Raw genomic sequence first — 22,083 nt, forward strand, 5'->3', positions numbered from 1 at the left:
TCAAGAATATCCTGGTTTTTCTGTTACTAAATAAAACAAGTGAGAATCCTATTTGTTATAAAACATTTCATTTATTCCTTCGGCCCAATCATTTTCTTTGGATCTACAATTTCATCGAATTGTTCCTCTGTTAATAATCCTGATTGTAGTGCCGCTTCCTTTAATGTTAACCCTTCTTTATGTGCATGCTTTGCAATTTTTGCTGCATTTTCATAACCGATATGTGGGTTTAAGGCTGTTACAAGCATCAAAGAGTTATTTAAATGTTGTCCTATCACTTCTTCATTTGCTTCAATACCTACTGCACAATTATCATTAAATGAAACAGTCGCATCTGCTAATAATCTAGCTGACTGCAAAAAGTTATACGCAATAACTGGCTTAAAGACATTTAATTCGAAGTTTCCTTGACTTGCCGCAAATCCAATTGTTGCATCATTTCCCATTACTTGCGCTGCAACCATCGTTAAAGCTTCACTTTGCGTTGGATTTACTTTCCCTGGCATAATCGAACTTCCTGGCTCGTTTGCTGGAATAATAATTTCGCCAAGACCACTGCGCGGCCCACTTGCAAGCCAGCGTACATCGTTTGCAATTTTCATTAAATCAGCAGCTAACGCTTTTAGGGCACCGTGCGTATAGACAACTTCATCATGACTTGTTAGCGCATGAAATTTATTTGGTGCTGATACAAATTGTTTTCCTGTAAAGTTACTAATTTCTTCCGCAACCATGTCACCGAATTTTGGATGGGCATTAATTCCTGTTCCAACCGCAGTACCACCGATTGCGAGTTCTTTCATATATGTACTGCTTTCTATTATCATACGCTCTGTCTTTTCAAGCATACGATGCCAGCCGCTCACTTCTTGTCCTAACGTTAATGGCGTTGCATCCTGCAAATGAGTACGACCAATTTTAATAATATGCGAAAATGCAGTTACTTTTTCTTTTAACGTTTCCTTTAATTTAGCTATTGCTGGTAATACTTGTTCTTCTACTCCAATAACACACGCAACATGAAGTGCTGTGGGGAACGTATCATTTGAACTTTGAGACATGTTTACATCGTCGTTTGGATGAATGTGTACATCCAGCCCTTTTTCTTTTAAAATTTGATTCCCGCGGTTTGCGATCACTTCATTCACATTCATGTTAGACTGTGTACCACTTCCTGTCTGCCAAACAACAAGCGGAAAATGTTCGTCCCATTTTCCAGATAAAATTTCATCAACCGCCTCTACAATTACAGCTGCCTTTTCGTCTGCTAGTTTTCCTAACTTCTGATTACTAATCGCTGCACTCTTCTTTAAAATCGCAAATGCTCGAACAATTTCAAGCGGCATATGCTCTGTACCAATCGGAAAGTTTTCTTTACTGCGCTGCGTTTGTGCTGCCCATAATTTATCAGCTGGAACTTTTATTTCTCCTAATGTATCTCTTTCAATTCTATATTCCATTTTTTCATCCCCTTAAAATAAAGTACCATATCAAAGATTATCAACAGTTTTTTACCCAACAATTCTTTCTTCCTGCTTTTCTTTTTTCTCTGAAAGTAAAGCATACGGCATACACATATACGTCATGGCAACTGGATCATAGCTTTCACACCAAACACTGTTTCAAACAATTCATTATTTAAAACATCCTTTGGTGCGCCTTCCATTACTTTATTCCCCTCTTTAATCGCAACAATGTGATGCGCATATTTAGCCGCGTGATTTAAATCGTGTACAACCATCACAACAGTTCGGTTTTCTTCTTCATTTAATTTTTTCAATAGCTCTAGTATTTCTAACTGATGGGCCATATCTAAATATGTTGTCGGTTCATCTAATAGCAATAACTCTGTATCTTGCGCAAGTGCCATCGCAATCCAAACACGCTGACGGAAGTTTCACTTTATAAGATAAGCGCTTTTTGCAATACATCATCATATACATATTCTTTTTGTACAAGTGAAGAAACCATGCCGCTTTGCAATGCACTATACGCCGGAACGAATGTCATTTTATCCCCTATGCTATACGGTGTACTATCAGTTATATCAACAATTAAATGGTCACTACTTCCACCAAGAATTTCAACATTCCTATCGGAAGGTCGTAAACCGCTAATATCAAGGTCCTGCCTTCCTATTGCAACGATCGCTCGTAGTCGCTCCCCTTTATCTTCAAAATACGGGACTTGCCCAAATGCATCTTTTCCAATAACGCCTTTTGGCATAGACGGCTTTCTTTTTATTTCAATGATTTCCGCTTCAATTGAAAATACATCTTGGTACATGAAAGAAATATTTTTTCCATACGCTGTTTCTTTCCCAAGAAAAATAGCTTCTCCAATCCGTAAAGAGTTAACACGTCCAATCTGTTTTCTTTGCATGATAAGTGGTAACGAACTTGAATTTCCACCTGAGATAAACCGAAGCGGTTTCCCAATTTTCTTCTCTACCATTTTTGCTAATTGCGTTAATTCTTGTAAAGAATGTTCAGTTGGAATAACACCGCTAAAACAAGTGAAATTCGCTCCAATACCATCGAGTACAATTCCAGATATATTCGATACTTTCTGCGCTGCATCCACCACTTCATATGGCATTATTCCTTCGCGAAGATCACCTAAATCAACCATTAAAATCACACGATGAGTTGTTCTGTATCTTCTCGCTGCTCTTCCCAATGCTTCTATGATGCATAGTTCAGAATTCAAACTAATATCTGCACAAAGAACCGTTTCTTCTACTTCTGACAAAGCTGGTGCACGAATTAATAAAAGTTCAGCTTCTTTCCCTACAATAGAACGGATTTTATAAAGATGCTGTAATCTAGAATCAGCAAATCTTGTATACCCTGCCTCCTGAAGGGTTTCAATTACTTCTTTTGCAGCGCCGACCCCTTTTGTTACAGGAAAACATATAATATTTGAACGCTCGCATAATCGTTTCATTATCATGGCATTATACTTCAATTTTGAAAGGTTTACTTTCATGATAGGCAGCATGTTTATTCCTCCTATTATATACAAAGCGGATTATGAAAACTTGTATACAAATAAGATTTTGCTTGACCTTGTATTCTCATTGCGAACAATGCTTTCGTTTCAATTTGCTTTGCAAATATAGCTGCCTTTTGCTCTTCGGTTGCATCTACCATGTACTCTTCAACAATAGCAGCAACAATTCTCCATAATTCTTTTTCCTGTACGTCATCTATCGAGCGAGCCAACGTAAATAATAAATCCCCAAAATGGTTTTGCAGTACCGAATGAATAAACTTGTTATAAACCTCATTCATATCATCTGTAAATACGACTGCTTCTTTAACCTCAGCAATATCCACTACCTTTGCTAATGTCTTCTTATGAATTCTGACTCCTCCTAAATCACGTACAAAAATACGTTGGACCTCTCCGCCTTTTGTAACAATAATAGAGTTTTGCATATGTCCTTCTAAAGCAATTCCATATTGTAAAACAAGTTGCAGTAAAGGAATCATAACTTTCTCAGTGTAATGAGCAACATAGTGAAATACCTCTTTTTTACCAATCGTTTCTGTTTCAAAATATGTACGCATCATATCTACAATAACAGGTTCCTCTTCTTTTAATGGATTGCTTGCTGTTAAACTAGCTCCAACCCATAATAATTCTCCCTCTTGCTTATATGCATTTGGGCTTTCACGTAAAATAAATGCTAAATTTCTTCCTAAATGAAAATCATTATGTTTTGTAAAAGTAGCTCCAACTCGTTCACGAACGACAACTACTGACTGTGCTAACTCTTTCTCATTCGCATAAATCGTATCAAACAGTGAAGAAAGAATTGGCCCATTTACTGTTATTTCTGGTGATACCGTTCTAACTGCACTTGTTGCTTGTGCACGTACTGGAAGCTTCACATGATACGGTAACTCTAATAGATTCATTGTTCGAAATGAAAGCGTCGCTCTGGACGAAAGTTGATATGGGATCGGAATAATACGTCCTTCCTCTAACTCTTCCCCATACTCCTCTGTTAGTACATGCTCATATTGCCATGGATGAACAAGAAATGGATAAAAGTCTTCTATTCTGCCCCCTCTGCTTACTAATATTTGAGAAGCAGTTTCATATAAATCTGGTAAATTTTCATATAATACAGGTTTTTCAAAGCTATCTCCTGTAACTGCTGTTACATCTTTATGAACAAGCAATACATATAACGGAACAACTTGCTCAAATTCAGGAGCATAACGTTTTACTTCTTCTTTTGATAAACCAAGTTTTGTTTTTGTTGAAGGATGAAGTGGATGCCCTTCGATTACTAATGACTCTGTATATAATAATTCGTCAAACGACATACATTGTTTTAATTCTTCAAGGAATTGGTATAGATTATTTGGTTTGTATTTTGCAAAAAACATCACGTTTGTTTCAAGCTGCTGTTTTGCCCATTCTTGTTTTTGTTCCCATGCTTCATAAGCTAATTCTAGGTTCTCTACACTGTTCTGTAACTCTTTCTGTAAGGAGTCTGAAATATGAAGCTGGAAGAATGGTGCTACTTCCTCAAAAAACATTTGTAATGAATCAATCCATATAATATGCCCTCTTACTTTAAACCGGAGCGGAAAAGCAAATTCGTATCGTTCAAATGCCCCTTCTTGTTGCACTTCTAATAATAATTCTGCTTCATTCATACAATCTATAATTTCAATACCATAATCATGCTTTAGCACCGCACAACTTTCTAATAATTTTTTTTCACGAATTAATGCATTACAAAAACGATTTAAAATACGATATTCCGCCTGTACTCGATTTGATTGTTTACTTTGAATGGACAAAATTCTTCACCTTCCCTTTTTGTTGTTTCACTTTTATATACTGAAATGCAAATGGGATTATACATAAAGTACCCATCATTACAAATGTTTTAGAAATACCCACATATTCAATGGCATAACTTACTATAATTGAACCGAGTGGAATCATTCCTCGATCCATTAATACAACACTAAGCATAAGTCCTCGTTCCTCTTCACAGACATTGTTTTGAAAATAAACACGATTACTGGAACGTAACAACTGTCCAAAAAGGCCAATAGAGAATAGTAGTATAAAAAATACAAATGTATTACTAATAATAAGGAGCGCTATACTAATAGAAAACAAAACTAAACTAATATAATAAATCCTAATTTCTGAGATGTACTCTAACACTTTAGGAAGAATAATGGTTGCTATAATGGCACCGATTGCTGCCGAAGACATCGCAATGCCAAATACTTCTGCTTTTCCCGTAAATTGATGTGAAACAAGTACAGGCAATACAGATGTATACGAAAAACCAAAAGCCATTGTAATCATTGATGTGATAAAAATGTTTCTTCCCATATGATCATGAGAGAAATATTGAACAATTTGTTCCCAGCTTGCCTTTTTCTTTTCGTTTCGTTTTTTCATCGTTTGATCTTTCATTGGTAAGACAAGAATGAATGCAATCAGTGAACAAACTGCCTGCATCGTAAATGTAAGTTCAATATGTCCTCCTGCAATTAGAAATCCAGCTACAGCCGGCCCTGTCGAGCGACAAACATTCATCACAAACGAATTCATAGATATAAGTTTACTAATTTGATTGTTCGTATCAATATCCGAAAGAAGTGTATTTCGATTTGGTGTTTCTAATGCACTAATTACTCCTCTCACAAATGAGAAAAGAAGGAAAATAAAAAAGGACGGAGTAATAAACACAACATAAATGGCAAGTAACGTTGTAACTGCTAGTCCCCAAAATGAATACGACTTCATTAACTTAATACGCGGATGCAGATCACAAAGCTTCCCTGCATATACACTAAACAATGCAATTGGAATGAGCCGTACAAAGTTTATCCATCCTAAATATGTAGCACTATGATACAGATCATAGACGTACCAATTGATTGCAGTCATTCCAAGCCAATTCCCCATAAATAAGAAAAATGAACTACTAAAGAAGAGTTTGCGAATATGAACCACCTCAAATTTTTTGTTGCATTTTTTAATGCTTCTTTTATAATTGAAATTGATTATCAGTATCACTGTAAAAACAATATAAAATATTCTCACTTCTTTGTAAAGACTAAAAAATTGAGAAAGGTGGTTTCTATGAACCTTAATAAAATTCAAACGTTAGCAGTAGAGGAACAAAACTTACTTTCTTTTTTACAACAACATCATGCTCCACTACATGAAACCTATCAACAAATGATTCGAAAGGGACGAACTGGTATACTCGAACGACTACTATCGTCCTTCATACGTGAAAATATATGTAACATGACAAGAACTGGAATCATATTTAGAAAACACGAAGGGGTGTTTGTATCATTTTCAGATCATCGTTGCCCAGACTATTTACTAGATTATATAAACACTCATATTCATCAATTTGACGAGTTTTCAATGATACAAGGACTATATTTTAAACAACAAAATACATATCTACTTATACCGATTCAACACATATATGCCTTTGAACGTCCTGTTGTAAAGGGACCTTACATTCTCATCTCACCGTCTAGTCAAACAGAAATTATACATCCAAATGAAGTATTGGCATTGTTACTACATGAAGATTGGCAAGGACCACTTTCCTATTTTCATATGTTTGAAGATGATCTCGCAAATAGCGCTGCCAATTTAGCTCTTGCTTATACATTTCATGAACAAACCGAGAATGTTTCAACGCTACAAGCTGCTTCTCAAGCACAAGATCCATATGCCCTTTTTGAACAGCTCGTTATAGAAGGTCACCCTTGTCACCCTGGTGCCAAAATGAGAAAAGGTTTAAGTCCGGAAGAAACACTTGCCTATTCAGCTGAGTTTAAAAATACAATTCCATTGCGCTTTGTAGCTGTACACCAAGATTATGTAAGCGCTGCTTTTATGGACGAACAAAATTGGAATGCATTATTGTTTTCTTTTGAACCTGTACTCCAAGTAGAAGCTGAAATAAGACTTGGCGATAAAATAGATGACTACATTTTATTACCGATTCATCCATGGCAAGCTACTCATACGTTACGTGAAATTTACAGTGCTGAACTTGAAAAACAAATTATCATCTTATTTGATTATGAAGCGAATTATTTAGCAGGCATGTCATTTCGTACAATCTTTCCTGAACAATATGAAACGATTAGACCGCATTATAAACTGACAACAAATATTCATTTAACAGGAGAAGTGCGGACGTTATCCGAACAAACCATTCATAATGGACCACTTATGAGCAATATTTTAAAACAAGTTGTTACGCAAGATACGATGATTGACGAAACTCGCTTTGTTCCAATTATGGAACGAGCTGGTGCTCATTTTCTTCATCCAAATGACATAGATGAAGAAATACAAACATTACGAAGCGAAAATCTCGCTTGTGTCATTCGCGACAACATTCATGCTTATGTAAAACACGACGAATGGGCTATTGTCGGTTCTGCCCTTGTTTCTTCTATGCATGGTGCAAATAAACCAGTCATAGCAGAACTAATTGAGTTGTACAAAGATAGCCATGACTTACCATTACACGATGCAATTGTTATGTTTATCGAAAAATATGTAACAAATGCTCTTACTGGCTTTATTCCACTCATGGTTAAGTACGGCATTGGATTAGAAGGTCACCTGCAAAATACAGTACCTGTATTTAAAAAAGATGGCACACCAGACCGCCTACTTGTACGTGACTGGGAAGGTATTCGAGTTCATCGTGGTCGTTTACAAAATGCGGGATTTGATGTAAACGTATTTCATCATAAATCAAGGATTCTAGTAGATGATGAAAAAAGTATGCGTAATAAAGTATTTTACTCCGTAATGCAAAATCACTTTGGCGAGTTATTTTTACATATAAGTCAGTTCTATCAACTAGATGAGCAACTGCTTTGGAATGTTGTAAAACGAGTCTTGAACAATATTTTTATAGATTTACAAAAAGATTCTAACTATAAAGAGCATGCAATATCTGACTATGCTGTCTTTTTTGCAGATAAAGTAGATTATAAAGCTTTAACTCTTATGCGTATAATGGGAGAAGCTCATTCCTATTTTTATGTGAAAGTTGACAATCCTTTATGTAAGTAAAGTAAAAACGAATGATTTTGAATCTCAAAATAGTGGGAAATGAATTGCGAAGAATCTATGATTTGACATACAAATTAAGATGAGCTCAATTATGAGCTCATCTTTTTGTTTACGGTATTAATTGCTCGTATACATACGGTTGCTTCGGAGCTTCTATTTTTTCTACTTTATTTACTTTTACAAGTGGAAATAAAGCTCCTCTATATGTTGTTTCATCTAAAATCCCTGTAATCGTAACCCACGTTTCATCTTGCAACTCGGTAATTCCTTCTCCAGAAGCAACCATTCCCCAAACCGTCGCATCTGCCACGCAGCACGTAATACCATAACGTGCGACTACCACGTTATTTCCTTCCACTTCCTTATCATGATATACAAAACCCGAATACGTAACTTCTTTCCCTTTAAAACCAAGAACATCACGACCTATTATATCCATAGCAGCAATATAGTTTGTATCATTTATTTCTATGCTTCTCTTTTTCAAAAAGTCCTTTTCTAAGTCTTCAGATGGTTTTTGAGAACTTGGGACATTAGCAATTGGCCGTTCCTCTTCATCTACTAATAAACTCTTCCAATCTTCATTTCCTTTCTGTATCTTCGCTTGTGTACTTTGATTCATTCCGCGTTTAGCAGCAACACTTCCATCAATTGCTACACTCGAGAATAAAAAGGCACTGATGATAGGTATAAGAAATAATCCATAAAAAAAGCAAGTTCCTATTTTCGTTTTTGGGAAAACATGTCCCTCGCAGCATTGACATGCCTTTACCTTCTCATTTCCACTTCGCCACACTTGTAAACAACCAAGTAGTAAAGACACAATTGTAGCAACATAAATAAGTTTTATCATACGAGGTGCAATAAAGTTAGTTATATGTCCCGTAATAAGTAATTTGAATAATAGCATAGCAAATCCAATTAATATAATGCCGCGAATATAAATATGAAATCCCCTTTTTTCCTGCTCCTCCATCTTCTCTGCCTCCTATCTCATCGCAAGTTGTACGATTACATACACGCTAATCGTCACAATCGCCATAAACAGAAACACGAACTTCTTTTGAAAATATGCAAATAACATAACTGTATTTTTCAAATCAAGCATTGGTCCAAACACTAAAAAAGCGAGAAGAGCTTTTGCTGAAAAAACATGCCCAAACGATGCTGCAATAAATGCATCTGCTTCAGAACAAAGAGATAAAACATAACCAAAAGCCATCATCGCAAGTGGAGAAATAAGATTACTGTTCCCTAATTCAGTCAAAATTTGACGATCTAAAAATGTTTGAAATAAGCTAGCCAAAAATGCGCCAATTAGCAAATACTTTCCTGTACTAAAAAACTCGTCTGCTGCATGTGAAACAACCTCTTTCCAACTTCTCTTCGAATGTTTATGTTCACTTACCACACTGCTTTCTTTTAATACATTTTTGTTACGATATAAGTAATACACGATACATCCAATACATATAGCAACAAGAAAAGCTAGTCCAAAGCGTGCATATACAATTGTGGGATTCATGCGAAACGCATAGAATGTTGACAAAAATACAACCGGGTTTAATATAGGGGCGGTAACCAGAATTACCATTCCTACATGAAGAGGTAATCCTTTTTGAATCAGTCTTCTTATGATTGGAATAATTACACATTCACACATCGGAAATAATACACCAACAAATGCTGCTGGAAACATGGCAACAATAGGATGTTTAGGCAACACTTTCTTTATCACGTCTTCTGTCACAAATACTTGAATAACCGCTGAAATGAATACACCAATTAATATGAATGGAACAGCTTCGAAAAAGATACTTAAAAAAATTGTATTTACATTCATCCACTTTTTAGGAATCAGTGCTTGCAACGATGATACATTTGTAAAATCAACAAAAAATAATAAGAACACAAATAGTGCGATTAACATTGTACCAATCATTTCTCTAGAAATCCGTGCAAGTGTCATCACAATCTCCTCCTTTATATTTTCATCTCATATTAACTAGCAATAAAGTGAAACTTCCATCTAACTTCTTTGCTTTCTCAGAATCTTGAGATTAAGATTTTACTGCCCGTTAGAGCGAGATAAAATCCTTTCCGATAGAAGCTCCTCTTTATTGTAAACATATGCTTGTCCTCTTTTTCTATGACATGTTTCATCCGCAACACACTTACTATATCTTACTCTCAAATCGTAATCATTATGATTTACTATTGCAATTTTCTTTTTCATCTTTTAAGATATAACAAGAAATAAAACGTAATTATTACGATTTAAAAAGGAGAGTCTTTATATGAAAAAAATTCCCGTTACAGTATTAAGCGGTTACTTAGGATCTGGAAAAACAACATTACTAAATCATATACTTACAAATCGCGATGGAATGAAAGTAGCTGTCATTGTTAATGACATGAGCGAAATTAACATTGATGCTGCACTTGTTAAACAAGGTGGTTTTTCTAGAACAGAGGAAAAACTTGTTGAAATTCAAAATGGATGTATTTGCTGTACATTACGTGAAGATTTAATTATAGAAGTGAAACGTCTTGTAGAATCTGGAGATATTGATTATATTGTCATCGAATCTTCAGGTATTAGTGAGCCTATTCCGGTTGCACAAACATTCACATATATGGACGAAGAATTAGCAATCAACTTATCAAATACATGTCGTTTAGATACGATGGTTACTGTCGTAGATGCGAATCGCTTCTGGGATGATTATGCTTCCGGTGAAAGTTTATTAGATCGCCAAGAAGCAATTGATGAGACAGATACACGCGAAGTGATTGATTTACTCATTGATCAAATTGAATTTGCAAATGTAATTATTTTAAACAAAACCGATATGCTAGAGCAGGATGATATTACAGAACTTCACAAACTATTACAAAAGTTAAATCCGGAAGCTCGTATTATTGAAGCAGTTTATTCGCAAGTGCCGTTATACACAATCTTAAATACGAATCTATTTGACTATGAAAAAGCAAGTCAAGCAGCTGGATGGATTAAAGAATTAAATAACGAACACACACCTGAGACAGACGAGTATAACATTTCATCATTTGTATTCCGTCGTAAGCGCCCGTTCCAACCTGAAAGATTAATGAAATGGCTTGAAAACTGGCCACTTGACGTCGTAAGGGCGAAAGGCTTCTTCTGGCTTGCTTCCCGCAATAATATCATCGGACTTCTCTCTCAAGCTGGTTCATCTATTACGATTCAAGGAGCCGGTGAATGGATTGCAGCTACTTCAAAAGAAGAACAGCAACAATTTATTTCAGAAGACCCAGACATTTTAAACCGTTGGGATGACACATACGGAGACCGAATTACAGAATTAGTCTTTATCGGTATTGATATGAATAGAGAAGAAATAGAACAATCTTTAGACCACTGCTTATTAACTGAACAAGAAATGTATGAAGACTGGGATATGTTCCATGACCCTATCCCTCCATTTACGAGTGCATTCTGTTAATATGTATCCTACTTTTCCTATTAAAAAGCCTAATTTCTCAATTTATTGTAGAGAAATTAGGCTTTTTTCATCACTCCATTAAAGCGACCTATAGTTTAATGACTTAATTTACTGATTATATCTTTAATCATTCACTTTGAACTATATAGATATAGTTTTTGTTGCAACTGTTTGTTGAAATGCCTTATCATGCTCAACAATAACCATTGTGGGATTAAATTGTTGAATAAGCTCTTCAATCTGCATACGCGAATAAATATCAATAAAATTTAATGGTTCATCCCATATATATAAATGAGCTTTTTCACATAAACTTTTAGCGATAAGCAGCTTTTTCTTTTGTCCACCAGAATAATGAGATATATCTTTCTCAAACTGAATTCGGTCAAAATCCATCTTACGTAGGATGGATTTAAATAACGTCTCATCAATCTCGTGCTCTTCAATAAAGTCCGATAACGATCCCTTCAAATGAGAAGTATCTTGTTGGACATAGGAAATGATGAGTCCTGAACCTAAATTAACTGAGCCTGTATGCTGTATTGGATGTCCTAGAATTAGTTTTAGGATACTACTTTTCCCGCTTCCATTCTTTCCATCAAGTACAATTCGATCCCCTTGTTCAACTATGAAGCGAATGGGTTCATTTACTATTTGGTCATCATACTTAACAGACACATCAGCCAAAACAACCAATTCATTTGACTGAAATTTCAATTGTTCTAATTTTAACGACTCAGTTTTCTCCACATTTTTTAGTAATTTTGACTTTTCTTCAATAGCTTTTTGTTGCCTTGATTCAAGGTTCTTCGCTCTCTTCATCATCTTGGCCGCTTTATGTCCTACAAAACCCTTATCTAACTTAGATCCTGAATTCCTTGTTCCATTTTTGGAAGCTTCCACTTGATGAGACCAATCTGCTGAATTCTTTGAAGACTGTTTTAATCTCCCTATATCTTTTTGTAGACGCTCATTTGTAGCCTCTTCGTGTTCCTGCTGTCTATCAAAATTTAACTTCCAAGAAGAATAGTTACCACTTTGAACTTCAATATTTGCTCTATTTATAGATAAGATATGGTCAACGCAACCATCTAAAAAGATTCTGTCATGTGAAATCAAAATAAACCCTTTTTTCTTCCTTAGATAATCAGAGACCATCTTTCGTGTATCAGTGTCTAGATGATTTGTTGGCTCATCAATTAATAGAAATTGACCCTCATTCAAAAACAGTGCAGCAAGCAACACCTTTGTTTGTTCTCCATTTGATAATGTTTTAAATGGTCGATACATGGCCTCGGCATCAACATTTAAATAGGATATTTCACGCAGAAATTCCCAATCTTCTGCTTGGGGACAAATTTCTTCAAGGATTTCATGAGTGAACTTGTTCTTATCCGAAACTGGGTAAGGGAAATAATTAAATTCTACCGAAGAAGTGATTTTCCCACTATACTCATAATTACCTAATAATAAATTAAAGAATGTCGTTTTACCTCGTCCGTTTCTACCAATAAACCCTAGTTTCCAATCCGTATCTATTTGAAAGTTTACACCTTCAAAAATATTATCAAAGCTACCTGGGTATGAAAAAGTTAAGTCTTGCACTTTTATCATTGACATAATAATTCCTCCTTTATATATCAACACTTTTCATATAAAGTCGGAATATCCATCAATTTTTTAATTCCTCCATATAAGTTTGATGGATATTAACGACTTATATAGAGCATTACATGTGTAACAATAGTGTCTGAATTACTCATTTTTCTCTCTCCTTTATTTGTTAGGTTACAGTTACGGATTAATAAATATCAACTTACCTATAAGAGAATAAAAAAATCCTCCCAATTTGTAATCGGAAGGATTAGTATTTCACTTATACTTAATAAGTTCTTATTAATCATTGGAATCATGACAAATAAAGTATAAACTGATTAATAAAAATGGATAGACTAACCCTATATTTTGTAGTTTGAAGTTATTAATTTCAAATTAAAATATAGATTAGTTAATCATTATTCATCCATCAGTCCTCTCATAATTCTATTTTTAGAGTAACATTCTTTTTTATGGAATGCAATATCACAATCATCTTCATCTGAAATTACTGCTAACTACTTCTTTAGAATCAACAATGTATATTCCTTCTTTCTTTATACTTCCCCTCCATAAAAATCTTAATCCTAAATTGTGTGGCATTAAAACAAAGTTTGATCAAAAAGTGAAAACAAAATTTTATTCAAAATCACAATCCATTTAAAGAAAGCTAACTGTACAATAAGCAAAAGAATCCATTCAAAAAGAATATTAATCAAAATGGATTCTTTTCTTTTTGAATGGACAATTCATGTAATAAAAAATCCAAATTCATTTAAAATTCTTCGATCAAAGCAATAAAGCATCGCATCATTTTTATAAACATCGCAACTTTGTTCAAAGCTTCGCGTCATTCTTACAAACATCGTGACTTTATTTCAAACCCACAATGGTAGGCGAGATGTTCAGGATGTTCGGAAAAGACAATACTCTTCAACTCCTTAAACATTTATAAATTGGTTCTTTATAATATACTCAATTAAATATAAGTGAACAGTACTCTTGTCCATGTTTAAGGTAAATAAGGGTTAAAATAGGGGTGCAGTGGAAATAAACTTGCCTAGTTTAGAGGAATAACACAAAAACTTCCTTGGTAATGAGGGAGAATTTTTTTATACAACATTGTGAAGGTTTACACTTAAACTATCGGGTGCTTTTGTTTAATACTAGATAAAAGGAGAACACATATTATATATGACTAATATGTGTTCTCCTTTATTTTTAAAGCTTTTTATAATTTAGTTCTTGATAATACTTACTGTGAAAGGGGATTTTTATAAAGTGAAACTTCCATCAGTGGAGGTTTTTTTCATCCCCCACTGATGGTTAACCATACCTATCACCTTGAATTCTTCTGAACTGTAAGGTAATAAACTACGCGCGTACATCTTCATATTTTAAGATATCATTATATTCTTTTTCTAATTCATCTAGTGATAATTCATATAATTGTTTATTTAATACTTTGTATACACCTACATCAATTAACTTCTCAATCAATTGCTTTTTTCTTTGTTCTACAGCATAACGGAGCCCATAACTCATTCTTTCTTCAAAACTCCTTTCGGCAATTTCCCTATAATAACCTTTACCTGCTTTAAAATAGATTTTTAGGAAGTGAGATTATACTACCGCTTTGTGGCCACATTATACATATATATGCAAAAAAAAAGATCTCATGACACTTTTTGAGATCTTTTTTTTTGAACATTCTACTTCTTATATCCGGAATGATTACATCAAATATTAACATTCCATCCAGCCTTCTAAACTCTTTCTTTAATAGTGTTTCTTGAAAATAAAACATACCGCATAGAAAAATGTATTTCTGTGCGGTATGTTTTACATATTACTTCTATTTTTTATCATATCTGCTTTCATCACCCTCACAGGTCCAATCTATATTTTCTATATCAACGGACCAACCAATAATTGTGACACTTTTTGCTTCTTTCCAAGAATCTACCTTGTCAAGTATTTGTCCAATATGAAGGGCATCTTCCGCATGTAACGATTGATATAATAGATAATCGTCTTCAAATATCCGTTCACCACATTCAACAATCCCATCTGTTGCCATCACAAGGTGATTGGTTCCTTCTTGTAATTCACGAACCCCCGACGTAAAACAAGGTGTTGCTGCTGAAAAAATATTCTTTCTGCCAATCCTCTCATAACATTGCCGTTTATTCAAACGCCCCTGGTCACATTGTAATAGTCTTGGGTGAAATAAGTAGACAAAACATTCCCCTACTGACAACCAATACAGAAAGTTCCCCTTCCGAAGACAAATAAGGCATGATGTTTGTCCTTGTATTCGTTCACTTTCTTCAATAAATTTTTCATCTGTAAAGAGCGATAATAAATACATATGCGTATGATGAAAAACTAGATGAGAAGGATAAGTGAAAAGCTGTAATAACTTCTCTTTTCTTTTACAAATTATATCTATAATATGCTTTGCTCTGTCGATAGTACTTTGTGCATCAAAAATCATAACAAATTCCCATGTTCCTTGTGGATCACACCAAGCAAGCACAGCATTTTTACTTTTGCTTGCACCAGCTTCTGTATTTCCACCATATAATCCGATAGAAAGAGGACCTAGCGTTTCTACATGAATCTCATTTAAATATGCTTTTTCATCACCAGTCCATTTAAACGTATGTACGGCTTCCATCCTCATCCCTCGTTTCATTGTTATTTTAAAATAAGCTTATATTATCTACTAAAAAAAAGATACTTTTTCACAGAAAAATTTAATAAATAAAACTTTTTACATCTTTACAAGCGATTATATCGTATTATACGATATAAAAAAGGAGTTGTAATCATGCTAACATTAAATAAACATTGGGAAACAATTTATTTTTATCTCCGTCACGAATATGAAGAAAATTTAACTCACCAAGCCATTCGTATTTTACAAATGATTTCTCGAAAAGAAGCACCAACCATCAGTCATATCGCCGCAGAACTACATCTCTCTCATAACACAGCTTCTGAACATATTAAGCGGTTAATTCAGAAAGGGTTTGTAGTAAAAGAGCGCAGTAAACAAGATGAACGAGTTGTAATTGTAAAGCTAACAGAAACAGGACAACAAGCATTAGCTACACATACACTGCTCGATGAGGCAAAACTAAAACAAATAGGAGAGAAGTTATCTAAAGAAGAAAAAAAGCTGATTCAATCGGCATTTGAATTATTAGCGAAGGAGGCTCACGATGTCTTTTCTCATTAAAGTGATTGTTTCTGCACTTATTATTGGAGGAGTTACAGAGATCGCTAAGCACTATAGTACACTTGGGGGCTTCATTGCCGCCCTTCCATTAATTAGTTTGCTCAGTTTATTTTGGATTTCTGTCGAAGGAGGTTCTCGAGAAAAATTAAGCGATTTTGCACTAGGAGTGTTATATGGTTTTCCAGCATCAGCCTTACTATTATTCATTGTATATTTAGGTCTTCGCAACTCTTTTTCACTTAGCATTTCTATTCTATTTGGTATAGGAGTATGGGGGATATTATTGGCCTGTCAGAGATTTTTTCAAACTTAAGGGGGCTTTCTTTTGATTACACATGTAGATGTTTTCGGGAAAAAAGTTGAAGTGCTGATAACAGGACAAGGCACGCAAACTGTTGTGATTCAAACCGGTATGTTTTGCTCCTTTTATAATTGGATAGAAGTTGCGAATGAACTTTCTCCATACTACAAAATTGTTTTGTTCCATCGATCTGGCTATGGAACAAGTGAATTAAATGAGGAAGAACGTACAACGGTGCAAACCGCATACGAATTACGGGAGTTGCTACACGTTTTACACATTCCAGAACCGATTATTTTAGTTGGGCATTCTTATGGAGGTTTATGTGCCCAGCACTTTACCATGCTCTATCCAGAACAAGTTGCTGCGCTTGTTCTCATCGATTCAACATCTATGAATCTGCATCGCTTGGACGAACTAAACTTACCCACATTAGATAAAACAGATTCAGATGAAAAATGGATAAAAAAATGTTTATGCTATGCCAATATGGACACTGTCAAATTACAACAAGAGGTATCCCCAAAACTAACAGCTACGCAAACTACATTACCTATTGAAATACAAAAACGATTATTAGCTTTTACAATCTCTCCATCTCTTTATAAAGCTGTTGCATCAGAAATCATCCATTGGAAAGATTGTGCACAAAAAATAAAAGACTTAAATCAATTCCCTGATATACCGTTAATAATTATTAGCAGAGATGCTCATCATTCTATACAACAAGCAATTCAAGATGGTATTCCTTATGAAGAAGCAGAAGCATTAGAAAATGTATGGCAAGAACTCATTCATGAACAAACTACACTTTCAAAACAAAGCCAGCTTGTTGTTGCTACTAAATCGGGGCACTCCATTGAAATAGATCGGCCCGATATTATAATTGAAGCAATAAAACAAATCAAAAATATACAGAACTTATAGAAAGAGGAAAGCAGTGTCTATACTGCTTTCCCCTTCTTCTTATTCAAAGTCTTCTTCTAACTCTTCTACATCATAAAACAAGTTTCCATTGTTTACATGAATGGGACCGTTTGCAACATCAACGCGTAACACCCATGCCCATGGCACAGATAAACGCTCATGCAGTGCCCGCCAGAAAGCCATCGATTTTCTCTCATATTCTTCGAACTCTTCTAACATCTCTTTATAGGAGGCACCGTCTAATTGAATATTTGCTTCCATTAAACGTGAAAAAGCGTAATGCTTTAGTTCTAGTTCTGCAGCAATTTCCATTTCCTCAGGTGTTGCCATACCAATAATCGTTCCGTCAGGTGGTAAAATTTCATACACATTGTGAACTTCTACAACTTCTCCTGGCATGGATGAAAATCTATTGTTTTTCTCGAACATATGAACAGCCTCCTTTTATTAAAAAACTTTTTCACTCCAGCCATTGATTTCTATAACTGTTACATAATCTCCTGCCCTTTTCGTCAATCTTCACACATTTTTTACAATGTCTTCTTTCCAAAGTCGATTTACTTGAATAAGCTGATCTTCTGTAAATGTGAGCTTATATATGTCAGGCATATGAAGCCCTTTCCAAAATGAAAAATCATATTTGGAATCGAAATAATTCATAATAAGGACCATAATATTCCCATGTGTTCCTATTACAATATTTTTCCCTCTATATTTCTGCAAGATTTTCATCATGCAAGAAACTCCGCGCTGCTGGGCAATAGTGTTAGATTCTCCACCTTCAAGCTGAAAAGAAGGATTCTCCCATACTCTCGTAATGGATTTCTCGAAATCTTCGACAGGCTCTAAACTTAATAAACGTTCTCTTAAATCTTCCTCTAACTCAATCGATAATTCGAAATGTTCAGCAATCCCTTCTACTGTTTGAATAGCCCTTTTATATGGACTAGCAATCACAACATCTATCGATTCATTTTGTAATACTTCTATCACACTCTCTGCTGCTTGCCATCCTTTCTCAGACAATGGTCTTTCTCTCTCATCTGGCATATATGTAGAATGTGCGTGACGTACAAAGTAAATATTAGTCATTCCCCTATCCCCTTTGCATTTTTCATAATTATATAATAACTACTACAACTATAGCGGAAGGAATTATCCAAATTTATATAAATTTGGTAATATAGCAATAAAATACATTACATAAAAAAAGGGTGATGCTTGTATTTCTAAAATACTCCGCACCACGCTTCCTGTTTACATAATAAAATTATGGATTTTTAATTATTCTAAAAAACATCCCATTAACAGTAGATTTTGTAAAGGTAATGTTTTATCCCAAATTAACGGACAGTAAGGCCCCCACCTCAAGATTCCGAGAAAAGAGAAGAAGATAGGTGGATGATAACTGTCCGTAAAAGCCCGATTGGTGAGAGCTTCCCATCAGTGGGAAAAGACACCCGATGGGAGTTTCACTTTATTTTCCGTGATGTAACATGAAATCACTTGCTTCTTCTTCAATATGATTTAACTTTACAACCCCTTCTTTCCACTTATGAATGTAACGCGTTACACCTACCGTAAAAGAAACAAAAATAGAAGAAAGAATAACTCCATATACAACACCAACAGTACTCATAACGACACTTCCTTATCATAGGATAATAATATTAGTATACTCCTTTTTTTATCCAAATGCAGGAAGTTCATCTTTTTGTAACAATGACTGCTTATTCTTTAAGATATAGACACTTCCTCCTGCTTTTGTACATTCTTCCATTGCTTCGTTCCCAAAAAAACAACAGCAAACAATCCAAACGTAGATATAAGCATAACAGTAGATGCTGGTATATAGTCCAAAAGTACACCATACAAAAGTGTTCCAAGAGGGACAATTGCTGTTGCAATTGTTTCAATTAATCCGAATACACGCCCTAAATATTCTGGTGCTGTCGTTTTTTGAACAAAGACTTGTAATGGAACATTAATCGTGATGATATTCACCCCAAAAAGGATCATAAGTGTAATGTAATATATGAAAACCATTGTTTTAGATAACGGAAGAAACATTGGTACTACAATGCACAACAATAATCCAGACAGTATGAAAAGGTTCCTACGAATCGTCCGAAACTTATTTGTTGTTTCTGCTCGAACAGATAAAACAATAGAAGCGATTAACATCCCAACAGCAAACATTCCTTCAATTACTCCAAATTGCTGAGAGGAGAGTGATAATTTTTGAACGATAATATATGGAAGTGAGACCGTAACTGCACAAAAAAAGAAATTAAGCCAAAGTGAAAGTTTCAGCATCGAAAATATGTCACTTTGCTCTTTCACATATACAAAACCTTCTTTTATGCTGGTTAAAAAATGATCCTTATCTTCTTTTTTGTCTGCTTTATACAAATCAAATACCATAAATACTTCTATTATCGCTGCAAAAGCAAATGTAATACCATTCAGTAAAAAAAAGAATTTCATAGAAAATAAACCGTATACAAGACCACCGATAATCGGTCCTAAAATTGTTGCAAGCGATGTAGCTGATTGATTTAATGAATTCGCTTTTTGAATACGTGTAGTATCAACTAAAGATGGAATAGAAGATGTTAAAGTAATAGAGAAAAAACTTGCACATATAGATAACAGTGCTGCGGAGACATAGATGAAGATCAATGAAAGTCCAAATGAAGTTGAAAGTAAAAACATGGTGAACATAATAAGAGCACTTAATATATCTGCTCCAACAGCAAGCAATTTCCGGTTAATTCGATCTGCTGCTGCTCCGGCGATTGGCCCGCAGATCATACGTGGTACAGAACCACAAACAAGTGTAATAGCAAATCCCATGCCAGATCCTGTCGTTTTTAAAACGTACAGCCCCATTGCAAACGTGTAAATATTTGCCCCAAGCATTGATGATAATTTCCCAATCATCATCAAAACAATATTTCGCGTCGCAATTTTTAATCGTGCATCATTTTGCTTTTCTAATACACCTTCCACATCATCACTCTCCTCTTAAAAGTTAAATTGTGTTAAACTTATTATATAATCAATTTTCTGAATTTGACAACAAAAAGTTTAATTCTATTTAACTTTTTTAAAAAAAAGGAGAAGTTCCATGGCTACCCTCGGAGAAAAAATACGGACATTACGAAAAGAAAAAAAACTTACCCAATCTGAACTTGCTGGGACAGAACTTACAAAAAGTATGCTCAGTCAAATTGAAAATGGTAAGGCAACTCCTTCCATGAAAACGTTACATTATCTTGCTGATAAACTCGGCTGTGATGCAAGCTTTTTATTAGAAGAAGAAGCGAATGAATTTACTACTCTTGTGCAAGAAATGGAGCAACATATACAAGATATGCGTTTTAAAGATGTATACGAAATTCTTCATCCTATTGTGCATGATGCGCTACCATCTACACTAGATGCTGCACGTTTATATAAACAATACGCTAGAGCAGCACTTCATATGAAAGATTATCATGTCCATGCATATATTGAAAAAGCAACGTTAATTTTCGAAAAATATGCTTTATATCGCGAAAGTACAGAAACAAAACTCATCTTCTTTCGATTATTGTTTCTCAACAAAAAATATAATGAATGTTTACAATTAATCAATTCTATTCGTGATGAATATAAAGAAAAACATTTAGAGATGGACTTAATTATGCAAATTGAACTTTTTTTAGATGAAGCAATCATTTTATTAGCAATTGGAGATTATGACGCCTGCAAAGATATTATTTTACAAGCAATTGCTTTTTCTAAAAAAAATCAAGTGTACTATAAGATGGATGAATTTTATCGTGTTTTGTCCTATCAAGCCACATTTGCTAAAGATATAGAAGGTTACTTGTACTATTTAAAGAAAGCAGAGCAATTCGCTCTATTTACAGAAAACGCCGTATCAACAACTCTTCTTCATATATTACAAGCTCATTTTCATAATATGCTAACAAAACAATATGAAGTTGCACTTGCGCACATTGAAGCATACGGGGAACAGTCTTTAAAGGTGCTAGGTCCCAAAAAAGATGGTTTTTATTATCTTGAAAAAGGCAAAGCCTTATATGGTCTAGAACGTTATCATGAAGCATTACAAGCTCTACAACAAGTAACAATCCCTAATTATTCGCATCATCCAATAGACAAAGCATTATTGACTACAGCTGGCTCATTTCGTGCTTTATGCTATATGCACCTGCAGGATAAAGAACAAGCTCTGTATGAAGCAAAGCAAGCGCACAACGCTATTCAAGAATATCACGCTCCTATGTTTTCTTCTTTCACTGAAGAAACATTACAAATGATTCAAAAACTTTAAACTCTCTATCAATTGGTATATTATTCCTTACCATGAGCCAAAATAGTAGTATAGCGTAACTTCCATTAGTGGAAGCTCT

The 22,083-nt window shown here is 34.6% G+C and carries 19 protein-coding genes and 1 pseudogene; 6 read left to right on the forward strand and 14 right to left on the reverse strand.

Translation table 11 applies throughout. From position 1 onward, the window contains the following. Positions 1-71 precede the first annotated feature (71 nt). The 5 genes and pseudogenes from fumC to CN326_RS18015 form a co-directional block, all read right to left on the reverse strand. Positions 72-1,460, reverse strand: coding sequence for a class II fumarate hydratase (gene fumC / locus CN326_RS17995; RefSeq protein ID WP_098310352.1), 1,389 nt, complete (start codon positions 1,458-1,460; stop codon positions 72-74). Positions 1,461-1,594: 134 nt separating this feature from the next. Continuing rightward, positions 1,595-1,891 (reverse strand): annotated as a pseudogene (locus tag CN326_RS18000) (ATP-binding cassette domain-containing protein); the annotation flags it as partial. Between the two features lie 11 nt (positions 1,892-1,902). Further along, entirely contained in the window at positions 1,903-3,000 is a 1,098-nt protein-coding gene (locus CN326_RS18005; RefSeq protein ID WP_098310353.1) for an alanine/ornithine racemase family PLP-dependent enzyme, read from the reverse strand. A gap of 14 nt (positions 3,001-3,014) precedes the next feature. Beyond that, positions 3,015-4,820: an IucA/IucC family protein gene (locus CN326_RS18010; RefSeq protein ID WP_098310354.1), complete on the reverse strand. Its 1,806-nt coding sequence runs from the start codon at positions 4,818-4,820 to the stop codon at positions 3,015-3,017. Beyond that, complete coding sequence (locus tag CN326_RS18015) at positions 4,804-6,087, reverse strand: MFS transporter (protein WP_369680119.1); 1,284 nt, start codon at positions 6,085-6,087, stop codon at positions 4,804-4,806. Before CN326_RS18015 ends, CN326_RS18010 begins: the two co-directional genes overlap by 17 nt. Before the next feature lie 39 nt (positions 6,088-6,126). Between CN326_RS18015 and CN326_RS18020 the strand changes: the two genes are divergently transcribed. Continuing rightward, positions 6,127-8,106 (forward strand): IucA/IucC family protein, encoded by a 1,980-nt coding sequence (locus CN326_RS18020; protein ID WP_098310355.1) that lies wholly within the window; start codon positions 6,127-6,129, stop codon positions 8,104-8,106. Positions 8,107-8,215: 109 nt separating this feature from the next. On the opposite strand, the gene CN326_RS18025 is transcribed toward CN326_RS18020, so the two are convergent. Together CN326_RS18025 and CN326_RS18030 are read right to left on the reverse strand one after the other, a co-directional pair. Beyond that, positions 8,216-9,082 carry a TIGR03943 family putative permease subunit gene (locus CN326_RS18025; protein WP_098310356.1) on the reverse strand — a complete coding sequence of 289 codons (867 nt, stop codon included), beginning with the start codon at positions 9,080-9,082 and terminating at the stop codon, positions 8,216-8,218. Between the two features lie 12 nt (positions 9,083-9,094). Then, on the reverse strand, positions 9,095-10,075 hold the full coding sequence (locus CN326_RS18030; RefSeq protein WP_098310357.1) for a permease: 981 nt from the start codon (positions 10,073-10,075) through the stop codon (positions 9,095-9,097). 328 nt (positions 10,076-10,403) lie between these two features. Between CN326_RS18030 and CN326_RS18035 the strand changes: the two genes are divergently transcribed. Then, the gene (locus tag CN326_RS18035) at positions 10,404-11,591 is read left to right on the forward strand and encodes a GTP-binding protein (RefSeq protein ID WP_098310358.1); all 1,188 of its coding nucleotides are present in this window, start codon (positions 10,404-10,406) and stop codon (positions 11,589-11,591) included. Between the two features lie 141 nt (positions 11,592-11,732). On the opposite strand, the gene CN326_RS18040 is transcribed toward CN326_RS18035, so the two are convergent. The 3 genes from CN326_RS18040 to CN326_RS18050 form a co-directional block, all read right to left on the reverse strand. Beyond that, positions 11,733-13,211 (reverse strand): Lsa family ABC-F type ribosomal protection protein, encoded by a 1,479-nt coding sequence (locus CN326_RS18040; protein WP_098310359.1) that lies wholly within the window; start codon positions 13,209-13,211, stop codon positions 11,733-11,735. A gap of 1,350 nt (positions 13,212-14,561) precedes the next feature. Further along, on the reverse strand, positions 14,562-14,732 hold the full coding sequence (locus CN326_RS18045) for a Fur-regulated basic protein FbpA (protein WP_098310360.1): 171 nt from the start codon (positions 14,730-14,732) through the stop codon (positions 14,562-14,564). Positions 14,733-15,042: 310 nt separating this feature from the next. After that, positions 15,043-15,867, reverse strand: a complete 825-nt coding sequence (locus tag CN326_RS18050; protein ID WP_098310361.1) for a hypothetical protein — start codon at positions 15,865-15,867, stop codon at positions 15,043-15,045. Between the two features lie 153 nt (positions 15,868-16,020). Between CN326_RS18050 and CN326_RS18055 the strand changes: the two genes are divergently transcribed. From CN326_RS18055 to CN326_RS18065, 3 genes are read left to right on the forward strand one after another with little or no spacing between them, the layout of a single operon-like run. Further along, positions 16,021-16,431 (forward strand): MarR family winged helix-turn-helix transcriptional regulator, encoded by a 411-nt coding sequence (locus CN326_RS18055; protein ID WP_098310362.1) that lies wholly within the window; start codon positions 16,021-16,023, stop codon positions 16,429-16,431. After that, entirely contained in the window at positions 16,415-16,744 is a 330-nt protein-coding gene (locus tag CN326_RS18060; protein ID WP_098310363.1) for a DUF3147 family protein, read from the forward strand. Before CN326_RS18055 ends, CN326_RS18060 begins: the two co-directional genes overlap by 17 nt. A gap of 12 nt (positions 16,745-16,756) precedes the next feature. Then, positions 16,757-17,659, forward strand: a complete 903-nt coding sequence (locus tag CN326_RS18065) for an alpha/beta hydrolase (protein WP_098310364.1) — start codon at positions 16,757-16,759, stop codon at positions 17,657-17,659. 39 nt (positions 17,660-17,698) lie between these two features. Here CN326_RS18065 and CN326_RS18070 read toward each other — a convergent pair whose 3' ends face one another. From CN326_RS18070 to CN326_RS18085, 4 genes are all read right to left on the reverse strand, one after another. Beyond that, positions 17,699-18,088, reverse strand: a complete 390-nt coding sequence (locus CN326_RS18070; RefSeq protein ID WP_098310365.1) for a hypothetical protein — start codon at positions 18,086-18,088, stop codon at positions 17,699-17,701. 90 nt (positions 18,089-18,178) lie between these two features. Next, on the reverse strand, positions 18,179-18,751 hold the full coding sequence (locus tag CN326_RS18075; protein ID WP_098310366.1) for a histidine phosphatase family protein: 573 nt from the start codon (positions 18,749-18,751) through the stop codon (positions 18,179-18,181). A 385-nt stretch (positions 18,752-19,136) separates the two neighbouring features. Further along, positions 19,137-19,298 (reverse strand): peptidase, encoded by a 162-nt coding sequence (locus CN326_RS18080; RefSeq protein WP_098310367.1) that lies wholly within the window; start codon positions 19,296-19,298, stop codon positions 19,137-19,139. 98 nt (positions 19,299-19,396) lie between these two features. Continuing rightward, positions 19,397-20,671, reverse strand: coding sequence for an MFS transporter (locus CN326_RS18085; protein WP_483295654.1), 1,275 nt, complete (start codon positions 20,669-20,671; stop codon positions 19,397-19,399). Between the two features lie 118 nt (positions 20,672-20,789). Here CN326_RS18085 and CN326_RS18090 point away from each other — a divergent pair, with 118 nt between their 5' ends. Next, on the forward strand, positions 20,790-22,004 hold the full coding sequence (locus tag CN326_RS18090; RefSeq protein WP_098310368.1) for a helix-turn-helix domain-containing protein: 1,215 nt from the start codon (positions 20,790-20,792) through the stop codon (positions 22,002-22,004). Positions 22,005-22,083 lie beyond the last annotated feature (79 nt).

The organism is Bacillus sp. AFS018417, assembly GCF_002560985.1.
GTDB classification, from domain to species: Bacteria; Bacillota; Bacilli; order Bacillales; family Bacillaceae_G; genus Bacillus_A; species Bacillus_A rhizoplanae.